Annotated in this window: 10 protein-coding genes and 4 pseudogenes; 8 read left to right on the top strand and 6 right to left on the bottom strand. The window is 47.8% G+C overall.

All coding sequences use genetic code 11. The features are described 5' to 3' along the window. From ACJHYO_RS10215 to ACJHYO_RS10200, 4 genes and pseudogenes are all read right to left on the bottom strand, one after another. Window positions 1-1,477 (bottom strand): annotated as a pseudogene (locus ACJHYO_RS10215) (EntS/YbdA MFS transporter); the annotation flags it as partial. A 375-nt stretch (window positions 1,478-1,852) separates the two neighbouring features. After that, complete coding sequence (locus ACJHYO_RS10210) at window positions 1,853-2,179, bottom strand: YdbL family protein (protein WP_001296049.1); 327 nt, start codon at window positions 2,177-2,179, stop codon at window positions 1,853-1,855. Between the two features lie 7 nt (window positions 2,180-2,186). Continuing rightward, window positions 2,187-2,372, bottom strand: coding sequence for a YnbE family lipoprotein (locus ACJHYO_RS10205; RefSeq protein WP_000698145.1), 186 nt, complete (start codon window positions 2,370-2,372; stop codon window positions 2,187-2,189). Next, window positions 2,369-5,008 carry a YdbH family protein gene (locus tag ACJHYO_RS10200; protein ID WP_410232458.1) on the bottom strand — a complete coding sequence of 880 codons (2,640 nt, stop codon included), beginning with the start codon at window positions 5,006-5,008 and terminating at the stop codon, window positions 2,369-2,371. Before ACJHYO_RS10200 ends, ACJHYO_RS10205 begins: the two co-directional genes overlap by 4 nt. 207 nt (window positions 5,009-5,215) lie before the next feature. On the opposite strand from ACJHYO_RS10200, the gene ldhA reads away from it, so the two are divergent. Both ldhA and hslJ read left to right on the top strand, forming a co-directional pair. Then, entirely contained in the window at window positions 5,216-6,205 is a 990-nt protein-coding gene (ldhA, locus tag ACJHYO_RS10195; protein WP_000762229.1) for a D-lactate dehydrogenase, read from the top strand. Between the two features lie 110 nt (window positions 6,206-6,315). Continuing rightward, window positions 6,316-6,738 (top strand): heat shock protein HslJ, encoded by a 423-nt coding sequence (gene hslJ, locus ACJHYO_RS10190; protein WP_001296048.1) that lies wholly within the window; start codon window positions 6,316-6,318, stop codon window positions 6,736-6,738. Here hslJ and ACJHYO_RS10185 read toward each other — a convergent pair. Continuing rightward, the gene (locus ACJHYO_RS10185; protein ID WP_001295715.1) at window positions 6,735-7,001 is read right to left on the bottom strand and encodes a DUF333 domain-containing protein; all 267 of its coding nucleotides are present in this window, start codon (window positions 6,999-7,001) and stop codon (window positions 6,735-6,737) included. The two genes, hslJ and ACJHYO_RS10185, sit on opposite strands and share 4 nt — an antisense overlap. 273 nt (window positions 7,002-7,274) lie before the next feature. Here ACJHYO_RS10185 and nifJ point away from each other — a divergent pair, with 273 nt between their 5' ends. From nifJ to ACJHYO_RS10165, 4 genes and pseudogenes are all read left to right on the top strand, one after another. Then, window positions 7,275-10,799: a pyruvate:ferredoxin (flavodoxin) oxidoreductase gene (gene nifJ, locus ACJHYO_RS10180; protein ID WP_094259105.1), complete on the top strand. Its 3,525-nt coding sequence runs from the start codon at window positions 7,275-7,277 to the stop codon at window positions 10,797-10,799. Between the two features lie 365 nt (window positions 10,800-11,164). Further along, the gene (gene ompN, locus ACJHYO_RS10175; RefSeq protein ID WP_052937596.1) at window positions 11,165-12,298 is read left to right on the top strand and encodes a porin OmpN; all 1,134 of its coding nucleotides are present in this window, start codon (window positions 11,165-11,167) and stop codon (window positions 12,296-12,298) included. A 140-nt stretch (window positions 12,299-12,438) separates the two neighbouring features. After that, window positions 12,439-12,873: a universal stress protein UspF gene (uspF, locus tag ACJHYO_RS10170; RefSeq protein WP_001295593.1), complete on the top strand. Its 435-nt coding sequence runs from the start codon at window positions 12,439-12,441 to the stop codon at window positions 12,871-12,873. An 88-nt stretch (window positions 12,874-12,961) separates the two neighbouring features. Next, window positions 12,962-13,562: pseudogene (locus tag ACJHYO_RS10165) on the top strand (metal ABC transporter permease). A gap of 1,226 nt (window positions 13,563-14,788) precedes the next feature. Here ACJHYO_RS10165 and ACJHYO_RS10160 read toward each other — a convergent pair. Beyond that, window positions 14,789-14,904: pseudogene (locus ACJHYO_RS10160) on the bottom strand (DUF1627 domain-containing protein); the annotation flags it as partial. A gap of 12 nt (window positions 14,905-14,916) precedes the next feature. Between ACJHYO_RS10160 and ACJHYO_RS10155 the strand changes: the two are divergent. Together ACJHYO_RS10155 and ttcA are read left to right on the top strand one after the other, a co-directional pair. Further along, window positions 14,917-15,147 (top strand): annotated as a pseudogene (locus ACJHYO_RS10155) (tyrosine-type recombinase/integrase); the annotation flags it as partial. Between the two features lie 51 nt (window positions 15,148-15,198). After that, on the top strand, window positions 15,199-16,134 hold the full coding sequence (gene ttcA, locus ACJHYO_RS10150) for a tRNA 2-thiocytidine(32) synthetase TtcA (RefSeq protein ID WP_001157412.1): 936 nt from the start codon (window positions 15,199-15,201) through the stop codon (window positions 16,132-16,134). The last annotated feature ends 14 nt before the right edge of the window (window positions 16,135-16,148 follow it).

The following is a 16,148-nucleotide window of genomic DNA, read 5'->3' as shown; positions in this document are numbered from 1 at the left end:
CACCGTTTATCTCGGTGCCCGTGGAATCCTTGCCGTCAACGGTGGTGTTGCCGTTATTGTTCACGGTGGCTTCGTCGCCGTTAACCTGCGTGCCGGTGCCGCCGTTACTGACGGCACTGTCACCGTCGTTATTGACAACCGCCTTGTCGCCGTCGATCTGAATGCCAATCGAATCCGGATCGGTGACGGTCATACCGCCTTTGTTATCCACCGTTGCGCTGTCGCCGGTGATATCAATACCGTGACCACCGCCGCTCACATCCAGCTCGCCGTCCTGGTTCACCACCGCGTTATTACCCGCGATTTCGGTACCGGTCGAGCCCTGTCCGTCAACGGTGGTATTGCCACTGTTGTTGGCCGTCGCATCATCACCCGTAATGCGGGTTCCGGTGCCGCCATCAAGGATCGTGTTGTCACCGTCGTTGTTGACGATGGCTTTGTCACCGTTTATCTCGGTGCCCGTGGAATCCTTGCCGTCAACGGTGGTGCTGCCGTTATTGTTTACGGTGGCTTCATCACCGTTAACCTGCGTGCCGGTGCCACCGTTACTGATGGCACTGTCACCGTCGTTATTGACAACCGCCTTGTCGCCGTCGATCTGAATACCAATCGAATCCGGATCGGTGACAGTCATGCCGCCTTTGTTGTCCACCGTCGCGCTGTCGCCGGTGATATCAATACCGTGACCGCCGCCGCTCACATCCAGCTCGCCGTCCTGATTCACCACCGCGTTGTTACCCGCGATTTCAGTTCCGGTGGCGCCTTTGCCGTCGACGATGGTTTTTCCAGTGTTGTTTACTGTGGTATTGTCGCCCGTAATAACGAGCTCACCGTTGTGATTATATTGCCACTTCGTTGCACCATCTGCGCTCATCCCTTCAAGGGCAACCGTGTTATTCGTTTCATCAATCTGCCAAAGATTAATAGTCGCCTTACGCCCATTGCTATCTTGCAGAGAAATAGTCCCGTCAGCATTCTCGGTATAAGTAAAAACTGAATCGCGAATAGTTAACGTTTTTTCTGTTTTATCGAGGATAACGTCATTATTAAACGAAATCGGTTTGGGAGGCGTCGGGGTATCATCCGGACCATCGTCTGGTATTATCTCATCTCCGCCAGGAGTTGGAGGAACTGGAGTGTCGTCTGAATCATCATCAGGTGGAGTTGGTGGAAGTGGAGAATTATTGCGATGATGATCATCATCGTCGTTTAGTTCCACTATGGCTAAGGTTGTGATTAACGCAGTAGCAGCACCTGTGACAAGCCATGGCATCAGGTTCTGTTCGACTACAGAGGAGCATTCAGAGGGTAAGCGTTTAAGCTCTTCTGGACTGAGTTTTCCAGGATCTGCTGGACAAGTCACATTGGTATTTTTCTTTTCACCTGTGGTGGTTTCTATTTCTGTAATATCTGCCGCCCAACCCTGACCACTCAGAGCTAATGCAATACAGGCCGACAATAGAGTTTTCCTTTGCATAATAAATCCTTCTGGCGAATATAAAGAAGGTCGGATACCCTGACCCGACCAATTGATTATTTAAAACATAGAGGACGTCCAATATTGCCAGTAGATTGTTACCTAATCAAACATATTCTCTGACAATCTGGATTTATAATACAGAGAAATAAATAAACCCGCGAAACATACAAATTATGTATATTATATAAATTATAAATTCAAATGCGTCACATAGATATTTATTTAATGAAAAAAGGGTATAAAATCAATACTCGAATAAATAAATTAGAGCGGAAACATAACTCATCCTTATAATTAAAAGAGCAAAATGTTTCCGGAAAATAGATTAATCGTCTTCTCCTGTAGCGTTATCCCGATATTGCGGTTTTGCTATTAAAATTTTCGCACCCATTTACCGTTTATCCCTTGTACATATTCCCCGGGTTTGGCCCGTTCTACAAGCTTTTGCCCGGCGAGTTTCGCGATATCATCCACCGACACATTATTCTGCTTTGCCAGTTGTTGATAGCTCGCTTTACGTTCGGCATTGATGTCGGTTACTAATTTCTCAGTTTCAGCATCTGTTTTCAGCGCAACCAGATAACCATAAAATGTTTCGCCTACCCGCCCCTGAGTTCTGGCTTCATCCAGAGTCAATGCCATTACATTGCTGCTTACCAAGCCAACAAGAAATGCACAAAGAAGTAATGTTCTTTTCATCATCACCTCAAAAAAGATCGCTACGGGTCTCAAGCAGCTCTTCGACATCTTTGTCTGCCTTGATGATGATCTCATGCTCAATTTTAACGTTCATATTGATAGTGATCGGTTCCTTAGGTGCAGCGACTTCAATGCGAGGCGTACAGCCAACCAGCATAAAAGATGACGTCAACGCAGCCAGTAAAATTTTCATTGTTTATCCTCACACTCTTTTCCTTGCGGACAGTCATTTCCCGGCAGACGCGCGTTCTGCTCCAGCCATGCCTGGAGATTATCGCCAAAGCGTAAACTGCGCCACAGCGTAAAAATATTCTCTTCATGATGGTAATTAAGATTTACCGTACCGCTTTTACCATCAACGCGACTGGTACCTGTAATATTGGCCTGCATGGTTAATAAACCGAGATTATCTAAATTAATTTTTGTCGATGAACGGCTAATTTCCATATAGCGCAACCAGTTAATTGCTGAACCCGCGGTCATATTGTCTTTCACCACCGCATCTGCGGTGTCTTTATCCAGCCGCAAGGTCATCGGCCCGCTATTTGCCAGCCAGCCGTCTTTCACTATCCATTTTTCGTTGTTTAGCCATAACGGCAATGCACCACTAAATGCCCCGGACATGGCGAATTGTTTCGGATTGACGGCGCTAACCAGTTCGCTGGAGGAAAGATTATTCAGCCGCAACAGCGCCGGGTCATGTTGCGGCATACGTAATTGTTTCATCAGCACGTTACCGCCTAACACATCGACGCTAACATCAGTCAACAGCAATGGTTCTTCTTCAGTCCACGGATAACGACCTTGCAAATCAGCCGTAATATTTTTCGCTGTCACCAGATTAATCACTTCGGCAATTCGCAACGTAACGGGACCGCGAGTCCCCAGATGCCAGGCTCCATCGGCAAAACGGAAAGGCAGGACAAAATCGACACCGTTAACCTGATTATCTGGCATCCAGGCACTACCGCCTTTCAATACGCCGTGCCCCCCCGCGCGGAATCCTTGTTCAGGCGCAGCTGAAAATGCAACCTGAGCATACAGTTCACCATCGCGTAAGTTCATCTTCCAGTCGGGTGGCACCAGCGGCTGGAATACAGTCAGTGATTGTTTAGGCCACCAGGCGTTACCGCGCAGACGAATACCGTCCCAGCGACCATTTACCCGAACCGGGCCAATCTCACCAGCATGTAAATCGCCTTTAAAGAGGAAATACGTCGGATCGCGCCCATCGACACTAAATTTTAAGGTTGATGGCGGTAACACACTGCCGCCAGTGAACAGCGTTTGCCCGGCGTCCAGTGACAGAGCGCCGCTGAAGGAGGGATGCTGTGCGTCACGTCCCCAGACGACGGGCTTGTCGAGAATTAATCGCGGCTTTTCTACCGTCATCGTACCGTATTGTAACTGGTCGAAACCGGTGGAGAGATCGGTCAGCGTAATCGTGCTGTCATGCCACTCACCTTTTCCTGCGACATCCCAGGTGGCATTCATCGGTGTAAAACTCCCTTTTCCCCAGTAGCGCCACTGCCAGCGGCCAGCGTCAGGGAGAAAATCATTCGCCAGCCCATCCATATGCAGCACGAAATCGCCCAGTTCATTTTCATGCGCCTGCAAAATGGCCTGCAAACGTCCGTCAACACCACGTTGGGTGACTTTTACACCCGCTAAAGGCCAGCGGATTTCATCGATGTCCAGCGAATCAATGACTCTTCCCTTTGAACGAAGTAACGCGCCAGGCTCAAAGGTCAGCGTTGGGTCAGACAGACTTCCACTTAGCTGCGCAGGTAAACGGGCATATAAAATGAGGTCCGCCTGTTTCGCTTCACCGGTCAGCTGCAGAGGCAGCTGGCTGTTATCCATGCTTAATTTTCCTGGGCCAAAATTTAACACCGCGTTGCCTTTACCCGCTTGCCCCTGGGTCAGCACACTCAGTCGCCCGCTGACCAGAGCGTTCTCGAGCCCTGCCTGCCAGTTGTCGACTTTAACACCCAGTCGGCCACTCAAAGGAAAACCTGCATACGGCCAGCTCCAGCGACCATCGCTTACGGTCAATTGTTGACGAGTAATTTGCCACGGCAAATCGAGCAACGGATCGCCGTTATCCCGTGCCAGCACAATCAATTTCCCGCTATTTTCCTGCCAGTCCAGCTCGGCATCCACCAGTGAAGGCTCCTGCGGTAAGTTTAACGTCGCAGTAGCATGACCACTTACCGGAAGTCCATCCGGCACGAGCGGCATAGTAAATTCCCCCACCAGTTTTACCGGCGGCTGATTTTCAAACGCGACGACATCCAGTTCGCTGACTGTAAGTTGTTGCCCTTTCAGCTGGCCTTGAAATTTAACTTTTTCGCCCTGATAACGCAGTTGCTGGATATCGGAGGTTAATGCGAGAGAGAGTTTTCCCTGCCATTCCTGCCAGGGAGAAAAAATCAGTTTATCGATATTGATCCAGGTGTTAGGCAACATGGCCTGCCACTGCGCGAGGGTTTTTGGAGCGGCTGGCGATTGCTCCGTCTGCGGCAATTTCGCCAGACAAGCAGAATCAAGTTCTACCGTGCCGACGCTCAATAACCAGCGGCTGGGATGTGAAAGGCTGGCGTTGGTGATATGCGCAAGCTGACAATCTCCCACCAGATAACGGAGATCGGGGATGATTAAACCTTTACGCGTAATGCGTGGGCTTTCATCTAATGCAATACGTGTCCCGAGCGGTAGCCAGATGCCCGCCAGCGTGGGAACCCACAGCCCGAGCGTCATCAGCAGCGTCAACGGCACAAGAATAATCAGTAATAACAGCGCGAGAACGGCTTTATATTTACCCAGCATGGGTAGTTAATATCCTGATTTAGCGAAAAATTAAGCATTCAATACGGGTATTGTGGCATGTTTAACCGTTCAGTTGAAGGTTGCGCCTACACTAAGCATAGTTGTTGATGAATTTTTCAATATCGCCATATCTTTCAATTATATTTGAAATTTTGTAAAATATTTTTAGTAGCTTAAATGTGATTCAACATCACTGGAGAAAGTCTTATGAAACTCGCCGTTTATAGCACAAAACAGTACGACAAGAAGTACCTGCAACAGGTGAACGAGTCCTTTGGCTTTGAGCTGGAATTTTTTGACTTTCTGCTGACGGAAAAAACCGCTAAAACTGCCAATGGCTGCGAAGCGGTATGTATTTTCGTAAACGATGACGGCAGCCGCCCGGTGCTGGAAGAGCTGAAAAAGCACGGCGTTAAATATATCGCCCTGCGCTGTGCCGGTTTCAATAACGTCGACCTTGACGCGGCAAAAGAACTGGGGCTCAAAGTAGTCCGTGTTCCAGCCTATGATCCAGAGGCCGTTGCTGAACACGCCATCGGTATGATGATGACGCTGAACCGCCGTATTCACCGCGCGTATCAGCGTACCCGTGACGCTAACTTCTCTCTGGAAGGTCTGACCGGCTTTACTATGTATGGCAAAACGGCAGGCGTTATCGGTACCGGTAAAATCGGTGTGGCGATGCTGCGCATTCTGAAAGGTTTTGGTATGCGTCTGCTGGCGTTCGATCCGTATCCAAGTGCGGCGGCGCTGGAACTCGGTGTGGAGTATGTCGATCTGCCAACCCTGTTCTCTGAATCAGACGTTATCTCTCTGCACTGCCCGCTGACACCGGAAAACTACCATCTGTTGAACGAAGCCGCCTTCGATCAGATGAAAAATGGCGTGATGATCGTCAATACCAGTCGCGGTGCATTGATTGATTCTCAGGCGGCAATTGAAGCGCTGAAAAATCAGAAAATTGGTTCGTTGGGTATGGACGTGTATGAGAACGAACGCGATCTGTTCTTTGAAGATAAATCCAACGACGTGATCCAGGATGACGTATTCCGTCGCTTGTCTGCCTGCCACAACGTGTTGTTTACCGGGCACCAGGCATTCCTGACAGCAGAAGCTCTGACCAGTATTTCTCAGACTACGCTGCAAAACTTAAGCAATCTGGAAAAAGGCGAAACCTGCCCGAACGAACTGGTTTAATCTTGCCGCTCCCCTGCATTCCAGGGGAGCTTATTCAGATAATCCCCAAAGACCTTTCATCCTCTATTCTTAAAATAGTCCTGAATCAGAAACAGTAATTGAGAACCACAATGAAGAAAGTAGCCGCGCTTGTTGCGCTAAGCCTGCTGATGGCGGGATGTGTAAGTAGTGACAAAATTGCTGTAACGCCAGAACAGCTACAGCATCATCGCTTTGTGCTGGAAAGCGTAAACGGTAAGCCCGTGACCAGCGATAAAAATCCGCCAGAAATCAGCTTTGGTGAAAAGATGATGATTTCCGGCAGCATGTGTAACCGCTTTAGCGGTGAAGGCAAACTGTCTAATGGTGAACTGACCGCCAAAGGGCTGGCAATGACCCGTATGATGTGCGCTAACCCGCAGCTTAATGAACTCGATAACACCATTAGCGAAATGCTGAAAGAAGGTGCACAAGTGGATCTGACCGCGAACCAGTTAACGCTGGCGACCGCGAAACAGACATTAACTTATAAGCTGGCGGATTTAATGAATTAATAGCTGCCACAGCTCCCGGCGGCAAGTGACTGTTCGCTACAGCGTTTGCCGTTGGGTAATGCACACATCCCAATCGCCGTACCATCCAGTTGACGGGCAACAGAAAGCGAACCGCCGATCATTGCACAATTTGCTTCTCCACTACTGGACATCGACGCTTTTAAACCTGGCGCTACGTGCGCCGCAGTCGCCTGCTGAACAGGTTCACTACTACACGCCGACAACAATAAAGCGGCACACCCTACCCAAAACGCTGCTCGCATCTTTTCTTCCTCTGATCTTCAAGCCAAACGACACCGCCATAAATAATAGGCAGCACAGAGGGCGGCGTCGAGAGCTGTCCTGCGCGTTGCCCCGCATTTTTACTTTTTTATGGCTATTTTTTTGCCCTCTGTTTGATCAAAACATTCATTACGCTGATGTGGGGGACACAAAAGCGAAAATGCAGAAGAAAGCCATTTGCTAAAATTGAACGATTACTACTGGGCGCGCAGCAATTTCGTGCGCCCCTCATTTGCGCAATGTAAGGGTGTCATATGATTACTATTGACGGTAATGGCGCGGTTGCTTCGGTGGCGTTTCGCACCAGTGAAGTTATCGCCATCTACCCTATTACCCCCAGTTCCACGATGGCAGAACAGGCTGATGCATGGGCCGGAAACGGCTTGAAAAACGTTTGGGGAGACACACCACGCGTGGTTGAAATGCAGTCGGAAGCGGGTGCTATCGCTACCGTGCATGGTGCTTTGCAAACTGGTGCCCTCTCAACATCGTTTACGTCATCGCAGGGTTTGCTGCTGATGATCCCAACGCTGTACAAACTGGCAGGCGAACTGACGCCGTTTGTCCTGCATGTTGCGGCACGTACCGTTGCCACACATGCACTCTCTATTTTTGGCGATCATTCCGACGTTATGGCGGTGCGCCAAACGGGTTGCGCGATGTTGTGTGCAGCAAGCGTCCAGGAAGCGCAAGACTTTGCTCTCATTTCGCACATCGCGACGCTGAAAAGCCGCGTGCCATTTATTCATTTCTTTGATGGTTTCCGCACATCTCACGAAATCAATAAAATTGTCCCGCTGGCCGATGACACGATTCTTGAACTGATGCCGCAGGCAGAAATTGATGCTCATCGCGCCCGGGCACTCAACCCGGAACATCCGGTGATCCGCGGTACGTCCGCCAATCCTGACACTTATTTCCAGTCTCGCGAAGCCACCAACCCATGGTACAACGCGGTCTATGACCATGTTGAACAGGCGATGAATGATTTCGCTGCCGCGACAGGTCGTCAGTATCAGCCGTTTGAGTATTACGGGCATCCGCAAGCGGAACGGGTAATTATCCTGATGGGCTCAGCCATTGGCACATGTGAAGAAGTGGTTGATGAATTGCTGACCCGTGGCGAAAAAGTCGGCGTGCTGAAAGTTCGCCTGTACCGCCCCTTCTCCGCCAAACACTTGCTGCAAGCTCTGCCGGGATCCGTGCGCAACGTGGCGGTACTGGACAGAACCAAAGAGCCTGGTGCCCAGGCAGAACCGCTCTATCTGGATGTGATGACCGCACTGGCAGAAGCCTTTAATAATGGCGAGCGTGAAACCCTGCCCCGTGTCATTGGTGGGCGCTATGGTCTTTCATCCAAAGAATTTGGCCCGGACTGTGTACTGGCGGTATTTGCCGAGCTCAACGCGGCTAAACCGAAAGCGCGCTTTACGGTTGGTATTTACGATGATGTAACCAATCTGTCACTGCCGTTGCCGGAAAACACCCTACCAAACTCGGCGAAACTGGAAGCCTTGTTTTATGGCCTTGGTAGTGATGGCAGCGTTTCCGCGACCAAAAACAATATCAAGATTATCGGAAATTCCACGCCGTGGTACGCACAGGGCTATTTTGTTTACGACTCCAAAAAGGCGGGCGGCCTGACGGTTTCTCACCTTCGCGTGAGCGAACAGCCGATTCGTTCCGCTTATCTCATTTCCCAGGCTGATTTTGTTGGCTGCCACCAGTTGCAGTTTATCGATAAATATCAGATGGCTGAGCGTTTAAAACCTGGCGGCATTTTCCTGCTCAACACGCCGTACAGCGCAGCTGAAGTGTGGTCGCGCTTGCCGCAGGAAGTTCAGGCCGTGCTAAACCAGAAAAAAGCGCGCTTCTATGTGATTAACGCGGCGAAAATCGCCCGCGAATGTGGCCTGGCGGCCCGTATTAATACCGTCATGCAGATGGCTTTTTTCCATCTGACGCAGATTCTGCCTGGCGATAGCGCCCTGGCAGAATTGCAGGGTGCGATTGCCAAAAGTTACAGTAGCAAAGGCCAGGATCTGGTGGAACGCAACTGGCAGGCTCTGGCGCTGGCACGTGAATCCGTAGAAGAAGTTCCACTGCAGCCAGTTAATCCGCATAGCGCCAATCGACCGCCAGTGGTTTCCGATGCCGCTCCTGATTTCGTGAAAACCGTAACCGCTGCGATGCTCGCCGGGCTTGGCGACGCCCTCCCCGTTTCGGCGCTGCCGCCAGACGGCACCTGGCCGATGGGCACCACGCGCTGGGAAAAACGCAATATCGCCGAAGAGATCCCCATCTGGAAAGAGGAACTCTGTACCCAATGTAACCACTGTGTCGCCGCTTGCCCACACTCAGCTATTCGCGCAAAAGTGGTACCGCCTGAAGCGATGGAAAACGCCCCTGCCAGCCTGCATTCGCTGGATGTGAAATCGCGTGATATGCGCGGGCAGAAATATGTCTTGCAGGTGGCTCCGGAAGATTGCACCGGTTGTAACCTGTGCGTCGAAGTTTGCCCGGCGAAAGACCGTCAGAATCCAGAGATTAAAGCCATCAATATGATGTCGCGCCTGGAACATGTCGAAGAAGAGAAAATCAATTACGATTTCTTCCTCAACCTGCCAGAAATCGACCGTAGCAAACTGGAACGTATTGATATTCGTACATCGCAGCTGATTACACCGCTGTTTGAATATTCAGGTGCTTGCTCCGGTTGTGGCGAGACGCCGTATATTAAATTGCTGACTCAGCTCTATGGCGACCGGATGTTGATCGCTAATGCCACTGGCTGTTCTTCAATATACGGCGGTAACCTGCCTTCAACACCATATACCACCGATGCCAACGGTCGTGGACCGGCATGGGCGAACTCGCTGTTTGAAGATAACGCCGAATTTGGCCTTGGTTTCCGCCTGACGGTCGATCAACACCGTGTCCGCGTGCTGCGTCTGCTCGATCAATTTGCCGATAAAATCCCGGCGGAATTACTGACTGCGTTGAAATCAGACGCCACGCCAGAGGTTCGTCGTGAACAGGTTGCAGCTTTACGCCAGCAACTCAACGATGTTGCCGAAGCACATGAACTGCTGCGTGACGCAGATGCACTGGTGGAAAAATCAATCTGGCTGATTGGTGGCGATGGCTGGGCTTACGATATCGGCTTTGGCGGTCTGGATCATGTATTGAGTTTGACGGAAAACGTCAACATTCTGGTGCTGGATACGCAATGCTATTCCAACACCGGTGGTCAGGCGTCGAAAGCGACACCGCTGGGTGCAGTAACTAAGTTTGGCGAGCACGGCAAACGTAAAGCGCGTAAAGATCTTGGCGTCAGTATGATGATGTATGGTCATGTTTATGTGGCGCAGATTTCTCTCGGCGCGCAACTCAACCAGACGGTGAAAGCGATTCAGGAAGCGGAAGCGTATCCGGGGCCATCGCTGATCATCGCTTATAGCCCGTGTGAAGAGCATGGTTACGATCTGGCACTCAGCCACGATCAGATGCGCCAACTCACTGCTACCGGCTTCTGGCCGTTATATCGCTTCGATCCTCGTCGTGCCGATGAAGGCAAACTGCCGCTGGCGCTGGATTCACGCCCGCCGTCAGAAGCACTTGAAAAAACGTTACTTCACGAGCAGCGTTTCCGTCGTCTGAATTCGCAGCAGCCAGAAGTGGCAGAACAGTTATGGAAAGATGCTGCAGCTGATTTGCAAAAACGCTATGACTTCCTGGCACAAATGGCCGGAAAAGCGGAAAAAAGCAACACCGATTAAATGCTCTGGATAAGGATTATCCAATTCTAAAAAAAAGCCCGGACGACTGTTCGGGCTTGTCTTCTTATATGTTGGAAAATCAGTAGCAATGCAATGGCCCAACAGAAAATAAAATCTGTGACAATAAAGGCATATAACCCGCGCAGAATAACGCATAGAAAATTAAAAGTATAATTTTTATTTTGTATGCGTTATCTCCAATACATTCACCAGACTTATTATCATTTCAGAATAATTATTTAATTAAGGTTTTACTTAAGGCGTAACAAATGATATTTATCGGCTAACTGAACTTCTCCTTTAGGATGTTTTCACTCCCCAAAATGGGGATGAAAGGCAAATAAAATAACTAAAGGATTTATTCAATGAAAAGCAAAGTACTGGCACTCTTAATTCCTGCCCTGCTCGCTGCAGGTGCTGCACATGCAGCCGAAGTTTATAATAAAGACGGCAACAAATTAGATCTGTATGGCAAAGTTGATGGCCTGCATTATTTTTCTGATAATTCAGCGAAAGATGGCGACCAGAGCTATGCTCGTTTGGGTTTTAAAGGCGAAACCCAAATTAACGATCAACTCACTGGCTACGGTCAATGGGAATACAATATTCAGGCAAACAACACCGAATCTTCAACAAACCAGTCATGGACCCGTCTGGCATTTGCCGGACTGAAATTTGCAGATTACGGTTCTTTCGATTACGGACGTAATTATGGCGTAATGTACGACATCGAAGGCTGGACTGATATGCTACCTGAATTTGGCGGTGACTCTTATACCAATGCAGACAACTTTATGACTGGTCGTGCCAATGGCGTCGCGACTTATCGTAATACTGATTTCTTCGGTCTGGTAAATGGTCTGAACTTCGCGGTGCAGTATCAAGGTAACAACGAAGGTGCCAGTAATGGTCAGGAAGGCACCAACAACGGACGTGATGTTCGCCATGAAAACGGTGACGGCTGGGGTCTTTCCACAACATATGATTTAGGCATGGGCTTTAGCGCTGGTGCGGCATACACCTCTTCTGACCGCACCAATGACCAGGTTAACCATACTGCGGCGAGTGGTGATAAAGCAGACGCGTGGACTGCTGGGCTAAAATACGATGCTAACAATATTTACCTGGCAACCATGTATTCAGAAACGCGTAATATGACCCCGTTTGGCGACAGCGATTATGCTGTTGCAAACAAAACCCAGAACTTTGAAGTCACTGCACAGTACCAGTTTGATTTTGGTCTGCGTCCGGCAGTCTCTTTCCTGATGTCTAAAGGCCGTGACCTGCACGCTGCCGGTGGTGCAGACAACCCAGCAGGTGTTGATGATAAAGATCTGGTTAAATACGCCGATGTTGGCGCGACTTACTATTTCAATAAAAACATGTCCACCTATGTTGACTATAAAATCAACCTGTTGGATGAAGATGACAGTTTCTACGCTGCCAACGGCATCTCTACCGATGATATTGTCGCTTTAGGTCTGGTTTATCAGTTCTAAATCCCCCTGCCCGCTGTTTTGGCGGGCTTTTTCTGCTTATTCTTCCTCCTTTGATCTAAATTAAAAATGTGAACTCCGTCATTACACAAAAAGTGTCATCTGGCGTTACACTTTATGCGGATACTAAAACAGGAGGTTTTATGAACAGAACGATTCTTGTCCCTATCGACATTTCCGATTCAGAATTAACTCAACGCGTGATTAGCCACGTTGAGGCAGAGGCCAAGATTGATGATGCAGAGGTTCATTTCCTGACGGTAATACCTTCGCTGCCCTACTATGCCTCTCTGGGTTTAGCCTATTCCGCAGAATTACCGGCAATGGATGACCTGAAAGCGGAAGCCAAATCGCAACTGGAAGAGATCATTAAAAAATTTAAACTGCCAACCGACAGAGTGCATGTCCATGTTGAAGAAGGCTCGCCCAAAGACCGCATTCTGGAATTGGCGAAGAAGATCCCCGCTCATATGATCATCATTGCTTCCCATCGACCGGATATCACCACTTATCTGCTCGGTTCTAACGCCGCAGCTGTAGTGCGTCACGCAGAGTGCTCCGTGCTGGTTGTGCGCTGACACTAACGCCCGCACATTGCTGCGGGCTTTTTGATTCATTTCGCAAATGTGCTGACATTTTCCCCTCTAATCATTACAATTTAAATTTATGAATTATGCATTGATAATCGCTATTATAATATCGTTCCCCTGTGCATTATTATCAGTTTTTCTGGTATTAAAAGACTGGGCGCTAATAGGAGATGCAATGAACCACGCAATGTTTCCTGGCATAGTTCTAGCCTGGATTATAGGTATGCCGCTGGGAATTGGTGCATTTATTGTAGGACTGTCTTGTGCAATTGCAACTGGCTATCTGAAAGATAATAGCATCATAAAGAAAGATACCATTATAGGTATCGTTTTTTCAGGAATTTTTGTCTTGACTATCAACAGGCACAAGTCAGCGGATTACAGATATCATTATTACATTACGGTTTACTCTGCATGGTATCGCCTACCATTTTTGCCACATTAAAAGCAGTCGGAATTATTCTGTCTATATACTATTAATAGCTCCAGGGTCTATTGCTGTTCTCATCACGCATCGCTTTCATAAGGCATTACTTATCGCCGTAACGATATCAATAACAATATCAGGCGTATGGTTATTATATTTTCTCGACAGAGCCCCAGCGCCGACAATCGTCCTCTTATTTGCTGTAGCATTTCTTTTCGCGCTTATAATAATCAATTTTCGGAAACAATAATCTCAACAGTAGAATAAAGAGGCAAATCAATCATTACATATATAAGATGGTGCTAATATTGCACCGCCTTTAAATTGAATTTTATCCTTTCACCCTTACACAATTTAAGGAATGCAGATGACTATTTTATCAGCACCCAGCCTTTTTCCTGGTAATCGAAAACTTGAAAATCATTAACTCTAAGAAATTCTGCCAAATCGTTGAAATTACTTTAAATTAGACTCGAACAAATCAATCCCTGATGGGACTTTTACTTATCAATTTAATCGTGTAGATATCGACCTCCATCTGCCCGCCTCAGATTCGTACCTGGTGGAGGTCTTTTTTCGTTACCTCTTTCCCCCTTTAGTTCAGTATAAAATCATCAAACTAATGCTGTTCACACTATTTACCTCCAGCATTCTATATAAATAATAGAAATAAAAACCCCAATACATAGTGCATTGGCATGACCAAACATCAATGCCATTATACTCGCCTCTGTTAAATACTCGCTAGTTAATATGATAGGCACGCATGATATAACAATCCATATGCTAATACATAAATACATCAGTATTTTTCTCATAGTCAGTCCCTGTGATTAACAATCAAGGCATAGTTAAGCATATTTCACATTCAAACGTAAACATTATTAATAACATTATGTCAATCGAACTGACATCACGATTCAAGCCCTCTTCAGACTGAAGGCTAGAGCAGCGTAGAACATTTCAAAACAATACACTAAAAAAATACTTGAACAAAAAACTTAATTCTTTTTTATTGTGAACTTTAGTAATTTTGTCATGCAACTCTTTATTACATTTAGGCCTATCTTATTTCATGGCAACGCAGATACAGGACCATTTCTTGTGCTATGGATAAGTAATAAGCTAGTTACATCTTATTAAGAGAACCATTTTTACATATCAAGATATCATCACCACCCACAATGAATTAAGTATTTTTCTTATTCTTTAGATTAGATACGTAATGAATCCCTAACTCCATTCGGGTGTCATGGTTCTTTCATTTGAAATACATTCATATCCAATGTAATATTTCCATGCGCAAATATAACCACCAACCATACCCATCATTTATTACAGAGAATTATTTTATTCACCGAAAAGTTTCACAAAATATCCCCTGATAGAAAACTAAAAAACACTGCATAATATCGCTATTCTGGCACTTGCGAAAAATTATATTCTGCACTTGTTGTAGCGTTCTATTTCTCCGCCTGGCAACGAATGCACAATGTCCGCCACAGTTTCTGTTCTAATTTCTTCCTGTGTTACCGCATCCTGTACGGGTAGCGCAACACCAGCATGCTAAGCAAGGCTTTCCCATCAGATTTCACTACGACTATTTGGGAGCGAGATGGAATGCAGCAGTAAAACGTGCTGGTATTCGCCGCCGTAATCCGTACCATACGCGACATACTTTTGCCTGCTGGCTGTTGACGGCAGGAGCGAACCCGGCATTTATAGCCAGCCAGATGGGGCATGAAACTGCGCAGATGGTGTATGAAATTTACGGTATGTGGATTGATGACATGAACGACGAACAGGTAGCCATGTTGAATGCGCGGTTATCGTAGTTGCAAAATTTGCCCTCAATATGCCCCACTTAGTACCAGAGAACTGAAATAATGCAAGAAAATCAACAAATTACAAAGAAAGAACAATACAACCTGAACAAATTACAAAAACGTCTGCGTCGTAACGTGGGCGAAGCCATTGCTGACTTCAATATGATTGAAGAAGGCGATCGCATCATGGTTTGCCTCTCCGGGGGTAAAGACAGCTATACCATGCTGGAGATTCTGCGCAATTTGCAGCAAAGCGCGCCAATCAATTTTTCGCTGGTGGCTGTTAACCTCGATCAAAAGCAACCGGGCTTCCCGGAACACGTTCTGCCCGAGTATCTTGAAACGCTGGGCGTTGAGTACAAGATTGTTGAAGAGAACACTTACGGTATCGTGAAAGAGAAGATTCCGGAGGGCAAAACCACTTGCTCACTGTGTTCTCGTCTTCGTCGCGGTATCCTTTATCGCACCGCAACGGAACTGGGGGCGACGAAGATCGCGCTGGGTCACCATCGTGACGATATCCTGCAAACGCTGTTCTTAAATATGTTCTACGGTGGCAAGATGAAAGGTATGCCTCCGAAACTGATGAGCGATGATGGCAAACATATCGTGATTCGTCCGCTGGCCTACTGCCGCGAGAAAGATATTCAGCGCTTTGCCGATGCAAAAGCGTTCCCGATTATTCCGTGCAACCTGTGCGGTTCTCAGCCTAACCTGCAACGTCAGGTAATTGCTGACATGTTGCGTGACTGGGATAAACGTTATCCGGGGCGTATCGAGACGATGTTCAGCGCAATGCAGAATGTGGTGCCGTCGCATCTGTGCGATACCAACCTGTTCGATTTCAAAGGCATTACCCACGGTTCTGAAGTGGTTAACGGGGGTGATCTGGCGTTTGATCGCGAAGAGATCCCACTACAACCAGCGGGCTGGCAGCCTGAAGAAGATGAAAATCAGTTGGATGAGTTACGGCTGAATGTGGTTGAAGTGAAATAACCCGGATAGCGCCC

The sequence above is a fragment of the Escherichia sp. WS1118 genome, from assembly GCF_046487695.1.
GTDB classification, from domain to species: Bacteria; Pseudomonadota; Gammaproteobacteria; order Enterobacterales; family Enterobacteriaceae; genus Escherichia; species Escherichia coli.
Note: the sequence above shows the minus strand (reverse complement) of the source record. Positions and strands in the feature narration are given on the sequence as shown.

What these genes read in the sequence shown, in the direction of transcription:
- ACJHYO_RS10210 (WP_001296049.1), bottom strand. Translation starts at nt 2,179, where the DNA reads ATGAAAAGAACATTACTTCTTTGTGCATTTCTTGTTGGCTTGGTAAGC.
- ACJHYO_RS10205 (WP_000698145.1), bottom strand. Translation starts at nt 2,372, where the DNA reads ATGAAAATTTTACTGGCTGCGTTGACGTCATCTTTTATGCTGGTTGGC.
- ACJHYO_RS10200 (WP_410232458.1), bottom strand. Translation starts at nt 5,008, where the DNA reads ATGCTGGGTAAATATAAAGCCGTTCTCGCGCTGTTATTACTGATTATT.
- ldhA (WP_000762229.1), top strand. Translation starts at nt 5,216, where the DNA reads ATGAAACTCGCCGTTTATAGCACAAAACAGTACGACAAGAAGTACCTG.
- hslJ (WP_001296048.1), top strand. Translation starts at nt 6,316, where the DNA reads ATGAAGAAAGTAGCCGCGCTTGTTGCGCTAAGCCTGCTGATGGCGGGA.
- ACJHYO_RS10185 (WP_001295715.1), bottom strand. Translation starts at nt 7,001, where the DNA reads ATGCGAGCAGCGTTTTGGGTAGGGTGTGCCGCTTTATTGTTGTCGGCG.
- nifJ (WP_094259105.1), top strand. Translation starts at nt 7,275, where the DNA reads ATGATTACTATTGACGGTAATGGCGCGGTTGCTTCGGTGGCGTTTCGC.
- ompN (WP_052937596.1), top strand. Translation starts at nt 11,165, where the DNA reads ATGAAAAGCAAAGTACTGGCACTCTTAATTCCTGCCCTGCTCGCTGCA.
- uspF (WP_001295593.1), top strand. Translation starts at nt 12,439, where the DNA reads ATGAACAGAACGATTCTTGTCCCTATCGACATTTCCGATTCAGAATTA.
- ttcA (WP_001157412.1), top strand. Translation starts at nt 15,199, where the DNA reads ATGCAAGAAAATCAACAAATTACAAAGAAAGAACAATACAACCTGAAC.